This window comes from Kineococcus siccus (assembly GCF_009906795.1).
GTDB classification, from domain to species: Bacteria; Actinomycetota; Actinomycetes; order Actinomycetales; family Kineococcaceae; genus Kineococcus; species Kineococcus siccus.
This window is the reverse complement of record NZ_JAAALN010000049.1, coordinates 1-21269: the sequence shown is the minus strand read 5'-3', so window position 1 is coordinate 21269 and position 21269 is coordinate 1. Positions and strand designations below refer to the sequence as shown.

14 protein-coding genes and 2 pseudogenes are annotated in these 21269 nt (G+C 75.7%); 6 read left to right on the top strand and 10 right to left on the bottom strand.

All coding sequences use genetic code 11. The features are described 5' to 3' along the window. Positions 1-342, bottom strand: a pseudogene (locus tag GTR02_RS08045) (hypothetical protein); the annotation flags it as partial. A gap of 266 nt (positions 343-608) precedes the next feature. Between GTR02_RS08045 and GTR02_RS08040 the strand changes: the two are divergent. From GTR02_RS08040 to GTR02_RS08030, 3 genes are all read left to right on the top strand, one after another. After that, positions 609-1451, top strand: coding sequence for an MIP/aquaporin family protein (locus GTR02_RS08040; protein WP_166606961.1), 843 nt, complete (start codon positions 609-611; stop codon positions 1449-1451). 35 nt (positions 1452-1486) lie between these two features. After that, the gene (gene glpK, locus GTR02_RS08035; protein ID WP_166606960.1) at positions 1487-3019 is read left to right on the top strand and encodes a glycerol kinase GlpK; all 1533 of its coding nucleotides are present in this window, start codon (positions 1487-1489) and stop codon (positions 3017-3019) included. 289 nt (positions 3020-3308) lie between these two features. Continuing rightward, complete coding sequence (locus GTR02_RS08030) at positions 3309-4964, top strand: glycerol-3-phosphate dehydrogenase/oxidase (protein WP_166606966.1); 1656 nt, start codon at positions 3309-3311, stop codon at positions 4962-4964. A 34-nt stretch (positions 4965-4998) separates the two neighbouring features. On the opposite strand, the gene GTR02_RS24305 is transcribed toward GTR02_RS08030, so the two are convergent. Together GTR02_RS24305 and GTR02_RS24300 are read right to left on the bottom strand one after the other, a co-directional pair. Continuing rightward, positions 4999-5844, bottom strand: a complete 846-nt coding sequence (locus tag GTR02_RS24305; RefSeq protein ID WP_166606959.1) for an SWIM zinc finger family protein — start codon at positions 5842-5844, stop codon at positions 4999-5001. Beyond that, positions 5837-8995, bottom strand: a complete 3159-nt coding sequence (locus tag GTR02_RS24300) for an SNF2-related protein (protein WP_205708846.1) — start codon at positions 8993-8995, stop codon at positions 5837-5839. The genes GTR02_RS24305 and GTR02_RS24300 overlap by 8 nt, the downstream gene beginning before the upstream one ends. A gap of 197 nt (positions 8996-9192) precedes the next feature. Here GTR02_RS24300 and GTR02_RS08015 point away from each other — a divergent pair, with 197 nt between their 5' ends. From GTR02_RS08015 to GTR02_RS08005, 3 genes are all read left to right on the top strand, one after another. Then, on the top strand, positions 9193-10545 hold the full coding sequence (locus tag GTR02_RS08015) for a sugar porter family MFS transporter (protein ID WP_420814707.1): 1353 nt from the start codon (positions 9193-9195) through the stop codon (positions 10543-10545). A gap of 69 nt (positions 10546-10614) precedes the next feature. Continuing rightward, positions 10615-13233, top strand: a complete 2619-nt coding sequence (locus tag GTR02_RS08010; RefSeq protein WP_166606957.1) for a DUF4118 domain-containing protein — start codon at positions 10615-10617, stop codon at positions 13231-13233. After that, the gene (locus GTR02_RS08005) at positions 13230-13907 is read left to right on the top strand and encodes a response regulator (protein WP_166606956.1); all 678 of its coding nucleotides are present in this window, start codon (positions 13230-13232) and stop codon (positions 13905-13907) included. The genes GTR02_RS08010 and GTR02_RS08005 overlap by 4 nt, the downstream gene beginning before the upstream one ends. 21 nt (positions 13908-13928) lie before the next feature. On the opposite strand, the gene glpK (GTR02_RS08000) is transcribed toward GTR02_RS08005, so the two are convergent. The 7 genes and pseudogenes from glpK (GTR02_RS08000) to GTR02_RS07970 all read right to left on the bottom strand — a co-directional run. After that, on the bottom strand, positions 13929-15464 hold the full coding sequence (gene glpK / locus GTR02_RS08000; protein WP_166606955.1) for a glycerol kinase GlpK: 1536 nt from the start codon (positions 15462-15464) through the stop codon (positions 13929-13931). Positions 15465-15503: 39 nt separating this feature from the next. Then, entirely contained in the window at positions 15504-16262 is a 759-nt protein-coding gene (locus tag GTR02_RS07995) for an IclR family transcriptional regulator domain-containing protein (RefSeq protein ID WP_166606954.1), read from the bottom strand. A 29-nt stretch (positions 16263-16291) separates the two neighbouring features. Further along, positions 16292-16825, bottom strand: a complete 534-nt coding sequence (locus GTR02_RS07990) for a carbonic anhydrase (RefSeq protein WP_166606953.1) — start codon at positions 16823-16825, stop codon at positions 16292-16294. Positions 16826-16873: 48 nt separating this feature from the next. Then, positions 16874-18595 (bottom strand): DapH/DapD/GlmU-related protein, encoded by a 1722-nt coding sequence (locus tag GTR02_RS07985; RefSeq protein ID WP_205708844.1) that lies wholly within the window; start codon positions 18593-18595, stop codon positions 16874-16876. A gap of 58 nt (positions 18596-18653) precedes the next feature. Further along, positions 18654-19628 (bottom strand): hydroxyacid dehydrogenase, encoded by a 975-nt coding sequence (locus tag GTR02_RS07980; RefSeq protein ID WP_166606963.1) that lies wholly within the window; start codon positions 19626-19628, stop codon positions 18654-18656. Positions 19629-19655: 27 nt separating this feature from the next. Beyond that, the gene (locus GTR02_RS07975; protein ID WP_166606952.1) at positions 19656-20996 is read right to left on the bottom strand and encodes an MFS transporter; all 1341 of its coding nucleotides are present in this window, start codon (positions 20994-20996) and stop codon (positions 19656-19658) included. Positions 20997-21030: 34 nt separating this feature from the next. Further along, positions 21031-21269, bottom strand: a pseudogene (locus tag GTR02_RS07970) (erythritol/L-threitol dehydrogenase); the annotation flags it as partial.

Sequence of the window (21269 nt, the reverse complement as noted above, 5' to 3'; positions counted from 1 at the left end):
CACGGGGACCGCGTCGCCGAGCGCCGCCTCGGGCTGGTGGTCGAGGAACAGGGTCCAGGGCCGGGCGAGGCCGGCCGCGGACGCCTCCGCCGAGGCCGCGCGCCGGCAGGCCCGGTCGAGGTCGTCGAGCCGGCCGGCGGCGGCCGCGGCCCCGAAGAGGTCGTGCGGCGTCCGCAGCGGCGAGTCCTCCGGCCCGCGCACGAGGGCCGCGAAGGCGACCGGTGTGCGGCGGTCCAGGTCGACCACGGGCTGGAAGAGCACCCGCAGCCCGCCGGTGGCGAGCAGGCGCGTGAGCTCGTCGCCGCGGGAGGTCGCCCCGGTCGTCGCACGGGTCGTCGCCACGGTCGTCGCCCCTCCGGCGCTGCGGTGGGTGCTGACGGCGGTCACCGCACCCCATCGGCAGCTCGGGCTCCCGACTTGAACCGGCCCCGTGCGGTCGGCGTCCCCCGGCGGGGGGCCGACGCCGGCGTCCCGGTGCGGTCGCGGACCCCGCTGCGGGCGGACGTTCGACATCGTCGAACCGTCCGCGTTGACGACCCTCGTCGCTGCTCCTAACGTCCGGCGGGCGGCGATCCAGTCGCGCATCTCAACTCGACGGGGAGTTCTCCATGTCAGAGCGCAGTTCGACGCAGACTGCCGCCCGGACGGTCCCGAAGCGACCGACGCTGGTCGGTGAACTCCTCGCGGAGTTCGCCGGGACCGCCATCCTCATCCTCTTCGGCGTGGGCGTCGTCGCCCAGGTCGTCGCGGGGCAGAACGGCGGCGCCGACTCCATCCACTGGGCGTGGGGCCTCGGCGTCACCTTCGGCATCTACGTGGCCGGCCGCACCACCGGCGCCCACCTCAACCCGGCGGTCACGATCGCGCTGGCGGTGTACAAGGGCTTCAGCTGGGCGAAGGTGCTGCCCTACTCGATCGCGCAGTTCGCGGGCGCCTTCGTCGCGGCGCTCATCGTGCGCTGGACGTACGCGGACGCCATCGCGACGGTCGACCCCGAGCACACGTTCAAGACCCAGGGGATCTTCGCGACGCTCCCGGGCACGGGCGTGAGCATCGGCACCGCGTTCCTCGACCAGATCGTCGGCACGGCGATCCTGGTGTTCCTCATCTTCGCCATCACGGAGCTGCGCGCCACGCCGCCCGCGGCGAACCTCGCGCCCTTCATCATCGGCCTGGTCGTCGTCGGCATCGGCATGGCCTGGGGCAGCAACGCCGGCTACGCCATCAACCCGGCGCGCGACTTCGGCCCGCGCGTCGCGGAGTTCATCACGGGCTACGGCACGGCGATGCGCGAACCGGGTGGCCAGCTGTACTTCTGGGTGCCGATCGTGGCGCCCGTGATCGGTGCGCTCGTCGGAGGCGGGCTGTACCGCGTCCTCGTCGAGCGGCACCTGCCGGACGAGGACCCCGAGGACCAGCCCGCGGGCCGGATCCCCTCCACCGACGACTGACCGACCCCCCACTGCAGAGAGGCAGCACCCCCACCATGGCCAGCAGCGACACCCCGCGCTACGTCGGCGCCGTCGACCAGGGCACGACCTCCACCCGCTTCATGGTCTTCGACCACGGCGGCAACGAGGTCGCCAAGTACCAGCTCGAGCACACGCAGATCATGACGCGGCCCGGCTGGGTCGAGCACGACCCGATCGAGATCTGGGAGCGGACCAGCTCCGTCATCCAGTCCGGTCTGCGCCAGGCGGGGCTGACCGCGAGCGACCTCGCCGCGCTGGGCATCACCAACCAGCGCGAGACGACGCTGGTCTGGAACAAGGTCACGGGCCGCCCGTACTACAACGCCATCGTGTGGCAGGACACCCGCACCGACCGGCTGGCCTCGGCGCTGGACCGCGACGAACGTGGCCAGGTCATCCGCCGCAAGGCCGGGCTGCCCCCGGCGACGTACTTCTCCGGCGGCAAGGTCCAGTGGATCCTCGAGAACGTCGAGGGGGTGCGCGAGGCCGCCGAGAAGGGTGAGGCGATCTTCGGCAACACCGACTCGTGGCTGATCTGGAACCTCACGGGCGGCGTCCGCGGGGGGGTCCACGTCACCGACGTGACCAACGCCAGCCGCACCATGCTCATGGACCTCGAGACCCTGGACTGGGACGACGAGCTGCTGGGGTTCTTCGGCATCCCCCGGGCGATGCTGCCGACGATCAAGCCGTCCTCGTGCACCGAGGCGTACGGGACCACGCTCGCGACCGGCCCCCTGGGTGGCGAGGTCAAGCTGACCGGCATCCTGGGCGACCAGCAGGCCGCCATGGTCGGCCAGGTCTGCTTCGCGCCCGGCGAGGCCAAGAACACCTACGGCACGGGCAACTTCATGCTGCTGAACACGGGCGAGGAGCTCGTGCGCTCCGAGGCCGGGCTGCTCACCACGGTCTGCTACCAGTTCAACGACGACAAGCCCGTCTACGCGCTCGAGGGCTCGATCGCCGTGACCGGGTCCGCGGTGCAGTGGCTGCGCGACCAGCTCGGCATCATCTCCGGTGCGTCGCAGTCGGAGACGCTGGCGGCGTCGGTCGAGGACTCGGGCGGCTGCTACTTCGTCCCCGCGTTCTCCGGGCTGTTCGCGCCGTACTGGCGCTCCGACGCCCGCGGCGCGATCGTCGGGCTCTCGCGCTACAACACCAACGCGCACATCGCCCGGGCCACGCTGGAGGCGATCTGCTACCAGAGCCGCGACGTCACCGAGGCCATGGCGAAGGACTCGGGCGTGCCCGTGGAGATCCTCAAGGTCGACGGCGGGATCACCGCCAACCAGCTGTGCATGCAGCTGCAGGCGGACATCCTCGGCGTCCCCGTCTCCAAGCCCGTCGTGGCCGAGACGACCGCCCTCGGCGCCGCCTACGCGGCCGGCCTGGCCGTCGGGTTCTGGAAGGACACCGACGAGCTGCGCGAGAACTGGAACGAGGGTCAGCGCTGGGAGCCGACCTGGGACGACACCCAGCGCAAGGACGGCTACGCCGGCTGGAAGAAGGCCGTCGAGCGGACGTTGGACTGGGTGGACGTCGACTGACGCACCACCGGGCCGCGCGGGCGGGGCACCTCCCCCCGCCCGCGCGGACCGGCTCCCGGCGGCGCACCACGGGCCGGGGGCCCGCTGCGGCCGCGCAGCACCGCCGAACACGCCGCCGGGGGAGGGCACCGGCGGCCTCCGCCGGCCGTTGACCGTCCGGACGGATGCGCACCACGGGGGCGGCCGAGGCCGCGCCCGACACGAGCAGGACACCACGCAAGGACCGAGGGAGCTGGACGTGGAGAGCAAGGCACTGTCATCGCAGGCACGGGTGGACGCACTGCGCGACATGGCGACGGGTGAGCTGGACGTGCTCGTGGTCGGAGGTGGGGTGGTCGGCACGGGCGCCGCCCTGGACGCCGTCACGCGCGGCCTGCGCACCGGCCTCGTCGAGGCGCGCGACTGGGCCAGCGGCACGTCGAGCCGCTCCTCCAAGCTGGTCCACGGCGGCCTGCGCTACCTCGAGATGCTGGACTTCGCGCTGGTCCACGAGGCGCTGCGCGAGCGCGGGCTGCTGCGCAACAAGCTGGCCCCGCACCTCGTGAAGCCGGTGCCGTTCCTGTACCCGCTGACCAAGCGGGTCCGCGAGCGCCCGTACATCGGCTCGGGCATCGCGCTCTACGACGGCATGGCGCTGTCGTCGGGGAACAACCAGGGCTTCCCGCTGCACCGGCACCTGACGCGGCGCGGCGTGCTGCGCGAGGCGCCGGGCATCCGCAAGGACGCCATGGTCGGCGCGATCCAGTACTACGACGGCCAGGTGGACGACGCGCGCCACACCATGATGATCGCGCGCACCGCGGCGCAGTACGGCGCGCTGGTGGCGAACCGCACGCGCGTGAAGGAGTTCGTCCGCGAGGGCGAGCGGGTCATCGGGGCCGTCCTGGTCGACCTCGAGGCCGGTACCGAGATCACGGTGCGCGCCAAGCAGGTCATCAACGCGACCGGCGTGTGGACCGACGAGACGCAGGAGCTCGTCAACGCGCGCGGGCAGTTCAAGGTGCGGGCGTCCAAGGGGATCCACCTCGTCGTCCCGCGCGACCGGATCCAGTCCAAGACGGGCATGATCCTGCGCACCGAGAAGAGCGTGCTCTTTATCATCCCGTGGGGCCGGCACTGGATCATCGGCACCACGGACACCGACTGGGACCTGGACAAGGCGCACCCGGCGGCGACGAGCGCGGACATCGACTACGTGCTGGAGCACGTGAACTCGGTGCTGAACTCGCCGCTGACGCGCGCCGACGTGCAGGGCGTCTACGCCGGGCTGCGGCCGCTGCTGTCGGGGGAGTCGGAGTCGACGAGCAAGCTCTCCCGCGAGCACGTCGTGGGCCACCCCGTCCCCGGGCTCGTCGTCGTCGCGGGCGGCAAGTACACGACGTACCGCGTCATGGCCAAGGACGCTGTCGACGTGGCGGTCGACGGCCTCGACGGGCGGATCCCCGCGTCGACGACGGAGAACGTGCCGCTCGTCGGCGCCGAGGGCTACCAGGCCCTGTGGAACCAGCGGCACCGCCTCGCGGCGCAGGCCGGGATCCACGTCGACCACGTCGAGCACCTGCTCAACCGGCAGGGCTCGCTCGTGACGGAGGTCCTGGACCTCATCGCCGCGGACCCGGAGCTCGGCAAGGTGCTGCCGCACGCCGACGACTACCTGCGGGCCGAGGTCGTCTACGCCGCGACCCACGAGGGGGCCCAGCACCTCGACGACGTCCTGGCCCGCCGGACGCGGATCTCCATCGAGACCTACGACCGGGGCACCGAGAGCGCCGAGCTCGTCGCGGACCTGATGGGGGACGCGCTGGGCTGGGACGCCGAGCGGCGCGCCACGGAGATCAAGCACTACCTGCAGCGCGTCGCCGCCGAGCGCGCGTCGCAGGAGGAGCCGGACGACGCGAGCGCGGACGCCGTGCGCCTCGGGGCGCCGGACATCGTCCCCGCCTGAGACGCCGGGTCCGGGGGCCCGCCGGGCCCGGGGTTCACACCCCGGGGCCGGCGGGCCCCTCGTCGTCGCGGGACCGGCCGCGCCGCGACCGCCGCACCAGGGCGGCGTAGGCGGGGCGCAGCGTGTCGGCCACCCCGGCCGCACCGGGGCCGAGGACCCCGTCGTCGAGGTCGTCGGCGACCGTGCGCCCCGGCAGCGGGGCGGGGGCCGCGATCTCGGGCAGCGGCCCGCGCGCGCGGTGGAACACGGCCGCGGAGGCCGTGAGGTCCTCCACCGCCGCGGAGGGTCCCGAGGCGGCGGCCTCGATGCGCCGCAGCAGGTCCGAGAGCTCCACGCCGCGCAGGGTGAGCGCCGTGGCGGGTTCGTCGTCGAGCCGTTCGGCGAGGACGTACACGAGCGCGGCGGCGTGCTTGCAGGGTTCGCCGTCGTCGGGGCAGCTGCAGTCGTAGGTGACGTCGTCGGCGCCGGGCAGGAGGTCGACGCCGACCTCGTCCAGCAGGCCGACGAGCGCCGGCGGGACGTCGCCCGCGAACAGCGGTGCGAGGAGCAGGGGGTTCTCCACGACGACCGCGACGACGGCGTCGACCTCGGTGGGTGACCAGCGGCGGACCCCGACCTCCACGAGGTAGGGACGGGGGCGGCTGCCCTGCACGCGGGCCGTGACGGCGCCGCGGTGCGGGCGGAGGTCGCTCACCTGGCCGGCGCGGGCGTAGGTGCGCCCGCGCGCCAGGCGGCCGGTGTCGCCACCGCCCTCGAGGGTGGCCACGAACCGCTGCGACCACCACGTCTGGGCGATGCGCCCGCGCTGCGCGCGCAGGGGGCGGCCCGTGCCCGGCCGCCGCCTGCCGAAGGAGTCCGGCCCGACCACGGCGTCAGTCACCGACCGCGTCGGCGCCGAGCGCGACGAGCTGGGCCAGCGCGTCGGCGTCGAGCTCGGTGATCCAGCCCTCGCCGCGGCCGACGACGCTCTCCGCGAGGTCGCGCTTGCGGGTGATCATGTCGTCGATGCGCTCCTCGACCGTGCCGGCGCTGACCACCTTGCGGACCTGCACCGAGCGCCGCTGCCCGATGCGGTAGGCGCGGTCGGTCGCCTGGTCCTCCACGGCCGGGTTCCACCACCGGTCCACGTGGACGACGTGGTTGGCGGCCGTGAGGTTCAGGCCCGTGCCGCCGGCCTTCAGCGACAGCAGCATGACCGCGGGACCGCCGGCGCCGGCGAAACCCGCCACCATCGCGTCGCGCTCGCGGCGCCCCACCCCGCCGTGCAGGAACGGCACCTCGGCGCCCGTGCGCTCGGACAGGTGCGGCGCGAGCATCCGGCCGAAGGCCGCGAACTGCGTGAACACGAGCACCTTCTCGCCGTCGGCGTGCGCCGCGTCGACGACGTCGTCGAGCAGCTGCAGCTTGCCCGAGCGGTGCCGTCCGCGGTGCAGCAGCGGGGACCCGTCGCCCAGGTAGTGGGCCGGGTGGTTGCAGACCTGCTTCAGCCGCGTCAGCGTCGACAGGACCAGGCCGCGGCGCTCCATCCCCTCCGCGTCGGCCAGCTTCGCGAGCATCGCGTCGACGACGGCCTGGTACAGCCCCGCCTGCTCGGGGGTGAGGTTGGCGCGCACCGTCATCTCGATCTTCTCCGGCAGGTCGCCGGCCACCAGGGGATCGGTCTTCAGGCGCCGCAGCACGAACGGCCGGGTGATGAGGGCGAGGCGGCGCGCGGGTTCGGCGTGGCCGAGCTTCTCGACCGGCACGGCGAAGGTGTCGCGGAACGTGGCCGCGGACCCGAGCAGGCCGGGGTTCGTGGCGTCGAGGACCGCGCGCAGGTCCTCGAGCCGGTTCTCGACGGGCGTTCCCGTCAGCGCCACGCGGTGCTGCGCCCCGACGGCCCGGACGGCGCGCGCGGCCCGGGTCGCCGCGTTCTTCACGTGCTGCGCCTCGTCCAGCGCGACGCGGCGCCAGGCCACGCGGGCCAGGTCCTCGACGTCGCGCACCACCAGCCCGTACGTCGTCACGACGAGGTCGTGCGCCGCGGCGACGCCGAGGAACTCCTCCCCGCGGGGTCGCGCCGTGCCGTGGTGCACGTGCACGCGCAGCCCCGGCGCGAACCGGCGCGCCTCGGCCTCCCAGTTGCCGACCACCGACATCGGGCACACGAGCAGCGTCGGCCCGGTCCCGGGCGAGGTCTCCTGCTCGTGCAGCAGCAGGGCGAGCAGCTGCACCGTCTTGCCCAGCCCCATGTCGTCGGCGAGGACGGCGCCCAGGCCGAGCCGCGACATCGCCGCGAGCCACGTCAGACCGCGTTCCTGGTAGGGCCGCAGCTGCGCGCGCAGACCCGCGGGGACGGGCACGGGGACCAGGCGCTGCTCGGCCTCGCCCGACAGGAGCTCGCCCAGGACGCCGTCGGCCCGCACCCCCGTCACGGGGCCCGGCAGCGTGCGCGCGGAGGCGACGGCCCCGAGCACGTCGACCACCGTGGCTCGCCCGGAACCGCGGCGGCGGAGGAACTCGGCGCTGCGCTGCAACGCGTCCCGGTCGACGTGGACCCAGGCGCCGCGGAACTTCACGAGGTCGGACTTGGCGCGCGCGAGCGCCCGCAGCTCCGCCTCACCGATGTCGGTGCCGCCCAGCGCGGCCTGCCACCGGAACGCCACGAGGTCGTCGCGGCGCAGCCGGGGGTCGGTGACGACGCCGGGCTGGACGGCGGAGCCGGACAGCGAGAACGACACCTGCGGGCGCGTCCAGCGGGCGGGGAGCTGCAGCGGGACGCCGGCCGCGGTGAGCTGCGGGCCGCCGACCTCGACGAGGTCCAGCAGGTCGGCGAGGCCGAGCTCGACGTCGGCGTCCGCGGCGCCCGACAGCAGCCGGCGCAGCGGGGGGTGCGCGGCCCCCGCGCGCGCCGTGCCCGTGAGCAGCACGAGCAGGGGGTCCTCCCCGCCGGACCCGCCGCCGGGCCCGCTCGCCTCGGCGCGCGCCTCGGCGAGGGTGAGCGTGAGGCTCGGGTCGTCCAGGGGCCGCAGCCGCGCCTGCAGCGTCCAAGACCCGGCGGGCTCCTCGACGCCGTCGGCGTCGGTGTCGGCGTGGTCGCGGGCGTCGCCGTCCTCCGCGCCGTCGCGGGCGGCGTGCAGGACGTCCTCCTCCCACGGGTCGGGCTCCACGACGCGCAGCACGAGCTCGTAGCCCTCGTCCTCACCGCTGCGCTGCCACTCGCGGACGCGGCGCGCCAGGGCCGCGGGTGAGCCCGCGCCCGTGACGGGTGCCCCCGTGCGCAGCGCGGCGAGCCACGCCCGCACCGCGGGGGCCTGCGGCGCCGAGCCCGGCAGCACCCGCTCCGTGCGCCGCGCGGCCGTGAGGTCGACGACGAGCTGCGCGACCTCGTCGAGGACGGTGGTCGCGGCCCGCGGTGGCGTCCGGCCGGGCGCTCCCGCGGGGTCGACCTCGGCGCGCAGGACGGGGGGTGCGGCCTCCGCGACCGCGGCGCGCCAGCGGTTCGTGCGGCGGTCGGGCAGGGGCACCCAGCGGGCGTACCACTCGCCGGCCGCAGGCCCCTGCGCCCCGTCGTCCGTCGCCGCGCCCGCCGTCCCGTCGGCCGCCCCGTCGGCGCGGGGACCGGCCGGGGCCAGGTCGGGCACGACGCGGCCCGCGTCCAGCAGCGCCAGGGCGCCGCGCGCGACGTGCGCGAGCCAGCGCAGCCCGTCCCCGGCGGGCACGCCCGCGGCCGCGTCGACCTCGGCCAGCACCGCCAGGACCTCCGCGCCCGCGACCTCCACGACCGGCAGCGGCACGACGCGCAGGACGAGGTCGTCGCGGGGCCGGGCGGTCGAGGCGACGGGGCGGCCCGCGGGCGTGGTCGGCAGCAGGACCCCGACGCTGCGGCTCACGGGCCGCGACAGCACCCGCGCGAGCGCCGTGGCGCGCGGCGCCGCGGAGGCGAGCCGGGCCAGGTCGGCCGGGCGGGCCGCCCCGGGGACGCGCCGCGGCACCTCGACCCACAGCGCGAGCGTGTGCGCCCGCGTCCAGAGGCCGTGGACGAGGAGCACGCGGAGAGCTTACGGAGGCGCGGGGACGAAGGCCCCACGGCCGGTGCCGCGCGGCGGCGAGCCCCGGCCGGAGTGCCGCGCACCGCCGGTCCTGGTACCCCTGGGGCGTGAGCGAGCGCAGCCGGCCCCCCCGCCCGTCGACCGCCGGCGAGGGTCCTGCGGCCCCCGGCGCGGGACGGGGTGGCCGCGTCACCCCGATCCTCGTCGTCACCGCTCTCGCGTCCGCGATCTCGGGGTTCCTCTACGGCTACGACACCGGGATCATCTCCGGTGCCCTGCTGCAGATCGGCGACGAGTTCGACATCTCCCGCGTGCAGGAGCAGACGATCACCGCGGGCATCCTCGTCGGCGCGGTGATCGGGGCCTTCGTCGGCTCCCGGCTCGCGGAACGCCTGGGCCGGCACCGGACCATCCTCGTGGTGGCGGCCGTGTTCGTCGCCGGGACCCTGCTGTGCAGCGTCGCCCCCAGCGCGACGACGCTGTCGCTGGCGCGCGTGCTGCTCGGGACCGCGGTCGGGGCGGCCACCCAGACCGTGCCGATGTTCGTGGCCGAGCTCGCTCCGCCCGCGCAGCGGGGTCGCCTCGTCCTGAGCTTCCAGCTCGCCATCGGCGCCGGCATCCTCGTCGCGACCCTGGTCGGCGCGAGCCAGCAGTTCTCCTGGCGGCTGTCGATCGGCGCGGCCGCCGTGCCCGCGGCCCTCCTGTTCCTGCTCGTCCTGAAGCAGCCCGAGAGCCCGCGCTGGCTGGTGAAGGTCGACCGCGTCGACGAGGCGCGCAGCACGCTGCAGCGCCTGCGCGGTACCGCCGGGGCGCAGGACGTGGAGCGCGAGCTCGACGAGATCCGCGACCTCGTGGCGCACGAGCAGGACGCCCCCGTGCGCGGCTGGCCCGGCCTGCGCCAGGGCTGGGTGCGGCCCGCGGTCGTCGTGGGCTGCGGCATCGCGCTGTTCACGCAGCTGTCCGGCATCGAGATGGTCGTCTACTACACCCCGACCATCCTCACGGGCGTCGGGTTCACGCGCTCCGACGCGCTGCTGGCCAGCGTCGCGCTCGCGAGCACGTACCTCGTCGCGCAGCTGGTGGGCCTCGCCGTCGTCGACCGCGTCGGGCGCCGTCGCCTCGCCCTCGTCACGACGCCGGGCGCCGCGGCGGCCCTCCTGCTGCTGGGCGCGCTGTTCGTCACCGGCCGCGACAGCCCCGGGACCGCCTGGCTGATCGTCACCCTGCTCGTGGTCTTCATGGCCTTCACGTCGGCGGGCCTGCAGCTCATCGGCTGGCTGACCGGCTCGGAGGTGTACCCGCTGTCGGTGCGGCCCGCGGGGACGGCCGCGCAGTCGATGACGCTGTGGGGCACCAACGCGGTGCTGTCGCTGACGATCCTGTCGATGATCGACGGCATCGGCGAAGGCCCCACGTTCTGGGTCTACGCCGCCTTCAACGTCCTGGCGTTCCTGTTCGTCCTGCGCCGCGTGCCCGAGCTGAAGGGCCGGAGCCTGGAGGACATCGAGGGCTCGCTGCGCTCCGGGACGTTCCGCCCCGGCGCCGTCTGAGGGCCGCCGGGCGAGGCCCCGGTCGCCGGTGGCGGCACCGCCGCCCCGGCGATGAGCCATCATCGCAGGATGGGGGAGAGGGAACCGGGGGTCCGCCGGGGGCGGCTGCGGGTGTTCCTCGGCGCGGCCCCCGGGGTGGGCAAGACCGTCGCCATGCTCGACGAGGCGCAGCGCCGCGCCGAGCGGGGCACCGACGTCGTGGTCGCGGTCGTCGAGACGCACGGGCGCCGGGGCACCGCGGCCCGCCTCAGCGGCCTCGAGGTGCTGCCGCGACGGTCGTGCGAGCACCGCGGGGTGCAGCTCAGCGAGATGGACCTCGACGCGGTGCTGGCGCGCGCCCCGCAGGTCGCCGTCGTCGACGAGCTCGCCCACACCAACGCCCCGGGGTCGCGGCACGCCAAGCGCTGGCAGGACGTCGCCGAACTCCTCGACGCGGGCATCGACGTGGTCTCGACCGTGAACATCCAGCACCTCGAGTCGCTCAACGACGTCGTCGCGGGCATCACGGGCGTCCCGCAGCGCGAGACCCTGCCCGACGAGGTGCTGCGCCGCGCCGAGCAGGTGCAGCTGGTCGACATGACGCCGGAGGCGCTGCAGCGCAGGCTCGCGCACGGCAACGTCTACCCCGCGGCGACGGCCGACGCGGCGCTGTCGAACTACTTCCGGACCGGCAACCTCACGGCGCTGCGCGAACTCGCGCTGCTCTGGCTCGCCGACCGGGTCGACGAGGGGCTCGAGCGCTACCGCGCCCAGCAGGGCATCGGCACCCCGTGGCCCGCGCGCGAGCGCGTCGTCGTCGCCCTGACCGGCGGCGCGGAGGGCGCGACGCTGGTCCGCCGCGCCGCCCGCCTCGCGGGGCGCGGGGCGGGCGGTGAGCTGCACGCCGTGCACGTCGCCCGCGCCGACGGGCTGGTGCACGACTCCCCGGCGCGGCTGGCCCGGCAGCGGGCCCTCGTGGAGGACCTCGGCGGCACGTTCCACCGCGTCGTGGGCGACGACGTCGCGGCCACGCTGCTCGACGTCGCGACCGGCCTGAACGCCAGCCAGGTCGTCGTCGGGGCGAGCCGGCACGGCCGCGTCGCCGCGCTGTGGCGACGCGGGGTGGGCGACGCGGTCGTGCGCGGGTCCGGGACGATCGACGTCCTGGTCGTGCCGCACGAGGCCGCCGCGGGCGAGGTGCGGCTGCCGCGGCGCGCCGCCGCGGCCCTGTCCGCGGGACGCCGACGCTCCGGCTGGGCGGTCGCGGTGCTGGGGCCCGCCCTGGTCACGGCCGGCTTCCTCTCCGTGGCGGCGCAGGACTTCTCGACCGTCCTCATGGCCTTCCTGGTCGTCGTCCTGGCCGCCGCCCTCACCGGCGGGCTCCGGCCCGCGGTGGGGGCCGCGCTGCTCGGCAGCCTCGCGGTGAACTGGTTCTTCACGCTGCCGCTGTACCGCCTCACCATCGCGCGGCCGGCCAACGCGGTCGCGCTCGCGGTGTTCCTGCTCGTGGCGCTCGCGGTCTCGGGCACCGTCGACCGCGCGGCGCGGCGCAGCCAGGAGGCCCGGCGCAGCCGCGCCGAGACCGAGGCGCTGTCGGTCCTCACCCGCACGGTGCTGCTCGGCGACGACCCGCTGACCCAGGCGCTGGAGCACACCCGCAGCACCTTCGCCGTGGACTCCGCGACCCTGTTCGAGCGCCCCGCGGCCGACGCGCCGTGGCGGCCCGTCGCGTCGGTGGGGCCGGAGCCGTGCGCGCGGCCCGACGAGGGCGACGCCTCGGTCGTCGAGGACGGCACGTGCCTGGTGCTGCGGGGCCGGCTGCTCGCAGGCGACGACCGGCGGGTCCTCGAGGCCTTCGCCGCGCAGGTCGCCGCGCTGCGCCAGCGCCAGCGGCTGCGCGCGGAGGCCGCGCAGGTGCGGCGCCTGGAGGAGGGGGACGCGGTCCGCGGTGCGCTGCTGACCGCGGTCTCGCACGACCTGCGCACGCCGCTCGCGACGCTCAAGGCGGCCGTGGACAGCCTGCGGGCGCAGGACATCCGCCTCACCGAGGACGACCGCGACGAGCTGCTCGCGAGCGTCGGCGACTCCGCCGACCGCCTCCAGGCGCTCATCGACGACCTGCTCGACCTCACCCGGATCCGCAGCGGGGCCGTCGAGCCGCGGCTGGTCCCCGTGGCGCTCGAGGAGGTCGTGGACCTCGCCGTCTCCGACGCCCTGGGTCCCGCCGTCGCCCCGTCCGGCGCCGACGGGGTGGTCGGCGGGGTGGTCGGCGGGGTGGGCGTCGGGGTGGTCGACGTGGTGGTCGGTGAGGACCTGCCCCTGGTGTGCACCGACCCCGGCCTGCTGCGCCGCGTCGTGGCCAACCTCGTGCAGAACGCGCTGCGGCACGGGGGCGGTGCGGTGCAGCTGCGCGCGGCCGTGGCCGTCGAGGACGGGACCGCCCGCATCCGCCTCCTGGTCGTCGACCACGGCCGCGGGCTGGCCGGGGCCGCCAAGGAGCGCGCCTTCACGCCGTTCCAGCGGCTCGGGGACCGCTCCGGCGCGGGGCTCGGCCTCGGCCTCGCCGTCGCGCGCGGCCTCGCCGAGGCCGTCGACGGCCGCCTCGTGGCCGAGGACACCCCCGGCGGCGGGCTCACCATGGCGCTGGACCTGCCGCTGGCGCCCGCGCCCGCGCCGGCGGGCCGCGAGGACGAGCGGGTGCTGCCGTGAGCCGGGTCCTGGTCGTCGACGACGAGCCCGGGATGCGCCGGGCGCTGGCGATCAACCTGAGCGCCCGCGGCTGGGACGTCACCGAGGCCGCCGACGGCGCGTCGGCGCTCGCGGCAGCCGGCGCCGCGCACCCCGACGTGGTGCTGCTCGACCTGGGGCTGCCCGACCTCGACGGGCTCGAGGTCATCGCCGGCATCCGCGGCTGGAGCGACGTGCCGATCATCGTGCTGACGGCGCGCACCTCCTCGGCCGACACCGTCGACGCCCTCGACGCGGGCGCGGACGACTACGTCACCAAGCCGTTCGCCATGGACGTCCTGCTGGCGCGGCTGCGCGCGGCGCTGCGGCGCGGCGCGGGGGCCGGCCCGGCGCCCGACGTCGTCGACGCCGGCGGGCTGCACATCGACCTCGCCCGGCACACCGTGACGCGCGACGGGGAGGCCGTGAAGCTCACGCCCACCGAGTGGTCGCTGCTGCAGGTCCTGGTCGCCCACTCCGGCCGGCTCGTCACCCAGACGCACCTGCTCAAGGAGGTGTGGGGCCCCGCGTACGGGCGGGAGACGAACTACCTCCGCGTCTACGTCGGGCAGCTGCGCCGCAAGCTCGAACCGGTCCCGTCGCGGCCGCGGCACCTCATCACCGAACCCGGCGTCGGCTACCGCTTCGAGCACTGACGCGGCCGTCGCGTCCGGCGGTCAGTGCCGGATCCAGCCGAACGTCCGCTGGACCGCCTCCTGCCAGTCCTCCCAGCCCCGGGCGCGCGTGGCGGAGTCCATCGTGGGTTCCCACTGGGCCGCGCGGTGCCAGCGCCGGCGCAGGGCCTGGGTGTCGGGCCAGAACCCCACCGCGAGGCCGGCCGCGTACGCCGCGCCGAGCGAGACGGTCTCGGACACCATGGGCCGCACGACGGGTGCGTCGAGGACGTCGGCGACGGTCTGCATCAGCAGGTTGTTCGAGGTCATGCCGCCGTCCACGCGCAGCGACGCGAGCCGCAGCCCCGAGTCCGCGTCCATCGCCTCGACGACCTCGCGGGTCTGCCACGCCGAGGCCTCGAGCGCGGCCCGGGCGATGTGCCCGCGGGTCACGAACGACGTCAGCCCGACGATGAGGCCGCGCGCCTCCGAGCGCCAGTGCGGCGCGAACAACCCGGAGAACGCGGGGACGAAGTAGCAGCCGCCGTTGTCGGGCACGGTGCGCGCGAGGGTCTCGACCTCCGGTGCGGTGGAGATGATCCCGAGGTTGTCGCGCAGCCACTGCACGAGGGAGCCCGTGACCGCGATGGAACCCTCCAGCGCGTAGACGGGCGGTTCGCCGCCGATCCGGTGCGCGACCGTCGTGAGCAGGCCGTGCGAGGAGCGGGTGATCTCGGTGCCGGTGTTCATCAGCAGGAACCCGCCCGTCCCGTACGTGCACTTGGCCTCGCCGGGGGAGAAGCACGTCTGGCCGAACAGGGCCGCCTGCTGGTCGCCCAGCGCCGCCCCGATCCGCGCGCCCGGCACCACGGTGCGCGCCGTGCCGTACACCTCCGAGGAGGAGCGGATCTCGGGCAGCGCCGCGCGCGGCACGCCGAACTCCTCGAGCATCTGCGGGCTGTAGTCCAGCGTCCGCAGGTCCATGAGCATCGTGCGGCTCGCGTTCGTCACGTCGGTGACGTGCGTGCCGCCGTCCGGGCCGCCCGTGAGGTTCCACACCAGCCACGAGTCGATCGTGCCGAACAGGACCTCGCCGGCCTCCGCCCGGCGGCGCAGCCCGGGCACCTCGTCGAGCAGCCAGCGCATGCGCGGCGCCGCGAAGTACGTCGTCAGCGGCAGCCCGCACGCCGCGGCGAAGCGGTCCGTGCCGCCGTCGGCCGCGTAGGCGTCGACCAGGTCGGCGGTGCGGGTGTCCTGCCAGACGACGGCGTTCGCGACGGGGACGCCGGTGCGGCGGTCCCACGCCACGACCGTCTCGCGCTGGTTGGCGATGCCGATGGCGACGACGTCGCCGCCCCCGGCGTCGACCTGGGCCATGGCCTGCGGCACCAGCCGCGCGACGTTGCGCCAGATCTCCGCCGCGTCGTGCTCGACCCACCCCGGGCGCGGGTAGTGCTGGCGGTGCTCGCGCTGCGCGACCGCCACGAGGCGGCCGGCGTGGTCGAAGAGGATGCAGCGCGTCGACGTCGTGCCCTGGTCGATCGCGGCGACGTACCCGCGGTGCTCGGGGCGCTCGTCGGCCTGCCGCTCCGTCGCCATGCCGTGCATCCTGCCGGACGGGCGGCGGGGGCGCGGCGCTCAGCCGCCCCGGGCGCCGAGCCCGCGCGAGACCGCGCGGGCGCTCTGCCGCACCGCGGGGACCAGCCCCGCGCGCGGCCGGCCCCGGGTGTCCACGAGGCGCTCGGACTCCCCGTCGATGCCGAGGGCGCCGACGACCAGGCCGCCGCGGTCGCGCACGGGCGCGGCGATCGAGGCGGTCCCGGCGGCGAGCTCCTCCACGTCCAGCGCCCAGCCCTGCTCCCGGACGGCGGCCAGGGTGCGCCCCAGCACGGCGGGGTCGACGATCGTGCGCTGCGTGAGCGCGGGCAGGCGCTCGCGCCGCCGGCGGCCGCCGACCGACCACGCCAGCAGCACCTTGCCCAGCGCGCACGCGTGCGCGGGCAGCGAGGTCCCCACCTCCAGCTCCTGCCGGCTGTCGTCGGGACGGAACACGTGGTGGACGACGATCGCGCGGCCCTCGGCGAGGACGGCCAGCCGCACCGCCTCGCCGGTGCGCGAGGCGAGGGAGTCGGCCCAGTTGACGGCCTGGGCGCGCAGGTCGTTGGCGTCGATGCGGGGGCGGCCCAGGTCGGCGAGGTCGGCGGAGACCCGGTAGCGGGCGTGGTCGTCCTGCTCGACGAACCCCACCTCGACGAGGGTGCGCAGGATGCCGTGCGCGGTCGTCTTCGCCAGGCCGAGCGCGGTCCCGAGCTCCACGACCCCGAGGCCCTCGGGCGCCGCGGCCAGCAGCCGCAGCGCCGCGGCGGCCCGCTCGATCGACTGGATGGGCCCGGGCACGCGCCCGTCCTGCCCGCGTCGCTCTCGGCTCAGCCGGCGGTGCGCGCCTGCTCGGTGGACTCGTCGTGCTCGACGACCATGCTGACCAGGCCGGTGCGCACGTCGTAGATGCCCGCCGCGACGGGCATGCGCGGCGGCAGGAACGGCCAGGACCGGATGCGCTGCACGTCGTCCACGAGCGTCGCGCGCTGGTCGGCGATGGTGCGGAACTCGATCGAGCGGGAGTCCACGCCCTGCGCCATCACCCGCTCGTGCACGTCGGCGTCGGTGTTCTTCGTCATGCCGCAGTCGGTGTGCGCGACGACGAGGATGCGGGAGACGCCCAGCAGGTAGGTGCCGAGGACCAGCGTGCGCAGGACGTCGTCGGTCACGCGGGCGCCGGCGTTGCGGAGGATCTTCGCGTCGCCCTTGCTCAGGCCCAGCATCTCCAGCGGGGAGATCCGGGAGTCCATGCACGTCAGCACGGCGAGGCCCCTGCCGGCGACGCCGGGCCGGCCGTCGTCGACGAAGGTCTCGCTGTAGCGGGCGTTGGCGGTGAGCACGTCGGCGAAGGGGGCGGTCACGGGGCCAATCTCACCACGCCGCCCGCGGGGGCGGCGACGCTGCGCCCCTCAGGTGGGCGCGGCGAGGGCGAGGGCCGGTTCGGGGCGGTGCACGCCGCGCGGCCGGTAGCCGAGGACGCCCGAGAGCCCGGCGAGGTCGGCCAGCAGCCACGTCGTCGCGAGCCACATCTCCGTGCCCTGCAGACCGGGCACGGTGGCGGGCAGGCCCTCCGCGGCGGGGCCGGGGGCCTGGAACGCGAAGCCCCGGCCGTCGCTCCAGCGGTCCACGACGTCGGACAGCAACCGGCGGGCGAGGGCCACGACCTCCTCGCGCCGGTGCCCCGTCTGCCGCGACAGCAGCCACAGCGGGTGCGCGACGTCCAGGACGTTGCAGGCGTTCTGCGCCTCGGGCGCGAAGAACCGGCGGTCGCCCGCGTGGGCGAGGACGGTGTCGACGGTGCGCTCCGCGTGCGGGACCGGCAGCCCGAACTGCGCGTAGGTGCCCCGCGTCGTGCGGTAGTAGGCGTTGACGACCTGCAGCGACCCGTCCTCGGCGCGCGGCGTCCCCCACGTCCCGGTGCGCGGGTCGATCCGCGTCGCGAGCCAGCCGAACAGCGCCTCGGGGGTTCCGGGGACCCCCTGCTCGCCGCGCGCGAGGTTCCACCGCAGCGCGGTGCCGACGGCGTCGACCCAGGCACCCGCGCTCCACGCCCGCTCGGTCCACGGCTGGCGGGCCAGGCCGTCGAGCAGCGTTGCGGGGTGGGCCTCGGCGACGACCCGGACGGGGTGGGCGAACTCCCGGCCCAGCAGGTCGAGGGCGTAGCCGACGCTCAGCACGTGGTAGGCCGCGGTGCCGTCGAACCAGTCGCGCGGGGCGGGCCCCGGCCGCCCGTCGGGGCCGAACTCCCCGACGAGCCCCGTCGCGGCGTCCTGCAGCCGCAGCAACCGCTCCGCCTGCTCCTCAGCGGGCAGCTGGGGCGGCGGCCCGTCCAGCAGCAGGTCGGCGATCTCGACGGCGTCGCACTGCGCCCGCACCCGCGGTGGCGCCCCGGGGGCGTCGACGAACTGCCCGCCCGACAGGTCGGGGTCGAAGCAGCGGTCGAGCACCTCCCGCGCCTGCGCGCGGGCGCGCTCCTCCAGCCGGGCCAGCCGGGCGGCGAGCCCGTCGCCCACCGCGGCCCGGGCGAGGCCGGGCACGCGCCAGCGCAGCACGCGCGCGGGGTTCCCACCCACCACGGCGCCGGCGGGCACGTCCCGGGTCACGACGGCACCGGCCGCGAGCACGGACCGGCTCCCCACCCGGACCCCGTCGAGGACGACGACGTGGGAACCGATCCAGACGTCGTCGCCGATGGTGACGCCCTCGGACGTGTGCGGTTGCCGGAACACCTCGACGTCGGGATCGGCCGTCCCGTGGTTGAAGGCGATGATCGACGTGTGGGCGCCGATGCGCACCGCGTCGCCGATGCGGATCCGCCCGCGCAGCACCGTGAACGCGTTGACCGTGCAGTCGCGGCCGAGCCGCACGTCGTGCGTGGCGTACGCGTGCGCCGCGACGTACCCGCGCGGGCCCAGCGCGAACTCCTCGCACTGCACCGACGCCAGCGGGCTGAGGAAGCACCCCTCACCCAGCTCCCAGCCGGGGTGCGCCGCGAGCAGCCGCGCCTGGTGGCGGCGCTGGGCCTCGCGCTGCGCGTCGGTGGCGCCCGCGGTGAACTCCCAGGGGGAGTAGTCCAGGCGCAGCGGTTCGGTGTCGTCGGTCGCGTCGCTGGGCGGCGGGTCGGGGGTCACGGGGAGCTCCTCGGGTGCTGCGTCGGGCCGTGCGTCGGGCCGTGCGTCGAGCCGTGTATCAGGCGGTGCGGCTCCGCTCCGGGTGGGCGACGGGGTGGCGGAAGGGCCGGCCCGCCGCGAAGCGCTCGACCTCGTCGACGGCCGCCTCGGCGAGCCGCCGCAGCTCGTTGCCCGCCGATCCCGCGACGTGCGGCGTGAGCAGCACGTTGGGGCGGTCCCACAGCGGCGAGTCGGGGGGCAGGGGTTCCGGGTCGGTGACGTCCAGGACGGCGTGCAGCCGGCCGGAGACGAGTTCCGCGGTGAGGGCGGCCGCGTCGATCACCGCACCCCGCGCGGTGTTGACCACGGTCGCGCCGTCGCGCAGCCGGGCGAGCACGCCCGCGTCGACGAGTCCCCGCGTCTCCGGCAGCAGCGGCGTGTGGACGGTGAGGACGTCGCTGCGCTCGGCGAGCTCGAGGAGCCCCACGGGTTCCGCGCCCAGGCGGCGCACCTCGCCGGGGTCGACGTGCGGGTCGTGCACGAGGACGGTGAGGTCGTGCGGGCGCAGGAGCTCCACGACGCGGCGCCCGACGAGCGAGGCGGACAGCACCCCGACGGTCGCGCCGTGGTTCCCGCCGCTCGCGCAGACCTCCCCGGCCGCGAGGACGCGCCGGGCGCGGTACTCCGCGGCGCTCGCGAGCACCCGCTTGCCGGCCAGCAGCACGACGGCGAGCGTGAACTCCGCGACCGGCACGGCGTTGGCCGCCGCGGCCGAGGACACCGCCACGCCGCGGTCCCAGACGGCCGGCGGCAGGTGGTGGCGCACCGACCCCGCGGCGTGCACGACGGCCCGCAGGCGGGGCGCCGCGGCCAGCACCTCCGGGGTCAGGACCGGTGCGCCCCAGCCGGTCACGACCAGCTCGGCCCGCGCCAGCGCCGCCCGGGCCGCGGGCGTGGACAGGTCGTCGTGCACGCCGTCGGCCAGGGTCACGAGCCCGCGCAGCCGGTCCAGGCTCGCGGGGTCGAGCACGCGGGCGGCGGAGGCGGGCGACATCAGGAGCGCGGCGTCGAGCACGGCCGCTCAGACGTCCGCGGTCAGCGGGGCCCGGCCACCCGTGCGCACCTGCGGCACCCTGAGGAAGCCGACGAGCACGAACGCGACGGCGTACAGCCCGACGAAGGCCCACACCACGGACTGGTTGCCGCCCCCGAGGCCGTAGACCAGCGCGACGACGCCCGAGCCGAGGAAGGACGCCCCGCCCGCGGCCGTCGTGTACATGGCCATCGCCGCGCCCTGGTGGTCCGGGGCGAGCGCGGGCATGATCGCGCCCATCGGGACGAAACCCGCGAGCAGCATGCCGAACACGCAGCCGGCGACGACCGAGAGGACGTAGCCCCAGTCGCTGCCCGCGGGCACCAGCTGCGGGACGTACCACCAGGCGAGCAGGCCGGCGGCCGAGCCGACGATGCCGAACCAGCGGACCGTGCGCTGCCAGCCGATCCGGTCACCCAGGGCCCCGAACGCGGCGTTGACGAAGATGTTGGTCGCGTACACGCACACCGTCATGAGCAGCCACCGCGACTGGCCCCAGCCGCGGTCGTCGGCGATGACGGCGGGCAGCACGATGAACATGCCGAACTCGGGCGCGGTGTTGATGAGGCGCACGCAGAAGCCCATGGCGATCCGGGGCTGCGTGAACGTCAGCCGCAGGCCCGAGGACAGGACCTGGGCGGCGCTCTCGCCCGCGGGCGCGATCCGCCGGCGGCCCGCCTGGTCGTGGACGCCGAACCAGGCGATGAGGAACCCCGCGACGACGAGGGCCACCGAGGCGACCATGGCCCCCGTCTCGCCGCGCGTCCCGCCGCCGAACGCCGGGATGGCGCCGACGGCGAACAGGGAGCCCAGCGTGGGCAGGCCACCCGTGAAGGCGACGTAGAACCAGCCCACGGCCGCGCCGTTGCGCTCCTTGGCGGTGGTGATGTTCACCCAGACCAGGAACGCGAAGGCGAAGAGCGGGAACCCGAACCCGCGCAGCGTGTACGCCACCGCGGTGACCGGCAGGTTCCCCGCCTGCAGGCCGAGCAGGAAGACGGCCTCGAACACGACCCAGACCACGAACCCGAGGGCCATGACGCGGCGGGGGCCGACGAGGTCGGACAGGGCGCCCGAGAGGTAGCTGCCGACGAGGACCGAGAGGCTGTAGGCGGTGATGATGGTGGCCACCGTGGCCTCGGGGGAGCCCAGGACGGCCTGCAGGTGCGGCGTCACGAAGTTCGACTCGACGCCGTTGCCCGTCATGAACACCAGGACGGCGACGAACCCCCACCGCAGGACCGGCGGGATGCCCAGGCGTTCCAGGCGGCCGGGCCCGGCGTCCGCCGTGGTGGTGCCGGACGCGGGGCCGTGCGACGGGTGGCTCATGCGGCGCTCCTGTGCGGTGGAGGGGCGGGCGGGCTCAGGGCAGCAGGGAGACCTTCACGGAGTTCGCGCTGTCGGCCACCAGGTCCAGACCCTTCTGGAACTCCTCCAGCGGCAGCTGGTGGGAGCAGATCTCCTCCAGCGGGAGGCGGCCCGAGGCGATCATCCGCAGCGCCGCGGGCCACGTGTTCTGCCCCAGGTGCGCCCCCAGGACGTTCAGCTCCTTGTCGTCGGAGATGATCGACCAGTCCACGCTCACCGGGTCCTTGAACACGC

Excerpts from the sequence above, each read along its gene's own strand:
- GTR02_RS08040 (WP_166606961.1), top strand. The coding sequence starts at position 609 with ATGTCAGAGCGCAGTTCGACGCAGACTGCCGCCCGGACGGTCCCGAAG.
- glpK (WP_166606960.1), top strand. The coding sequence starts at position 1,487 with ATGGCCAGCAGCGACACCCCGCGCTACGTCGGCGCCGTCGACCAGGGC.
- GTR02_RS08030 (WP_166606966.1), top strand. The coding sequence starts at position 3,309 with ATGGCGACGGGTGAGCTGGACGTGCTCGTGGTCGGAGGTGGGGTGGTC.
- GTR02_RS08010 (WP_166606957.1), top strand. The coding sequence starts at position 10,615 with ATGGGGGAGAGGGAACCGGGGGTCCGCCGGGGGCGGCTGCGGGTGTTC.
- glpK (WP_166606955.1), bottom strand. The coding sequence starts at position 15,464 with ATGGCGACGGAGCGGCAGGCCGACGAGCGCCCCGAGCACCGCGGGTAC.
- GTR02_RS07980 (WP_166606963.1), bottom strand. The coding sequence starts at position 19,628 with ATGTCGCCCGCCTCCGCCGCCCGCGTGCTCGACCCCGCGAGCCTGGAC.
- GTR02_RS07975 (WP_166606952.1), bottom strand. The coding sequence starts at position 20,996 with ATGAGCCACCCGTCGCACGGCCCCGCGTCCGGCACCACCACGGCGGAC.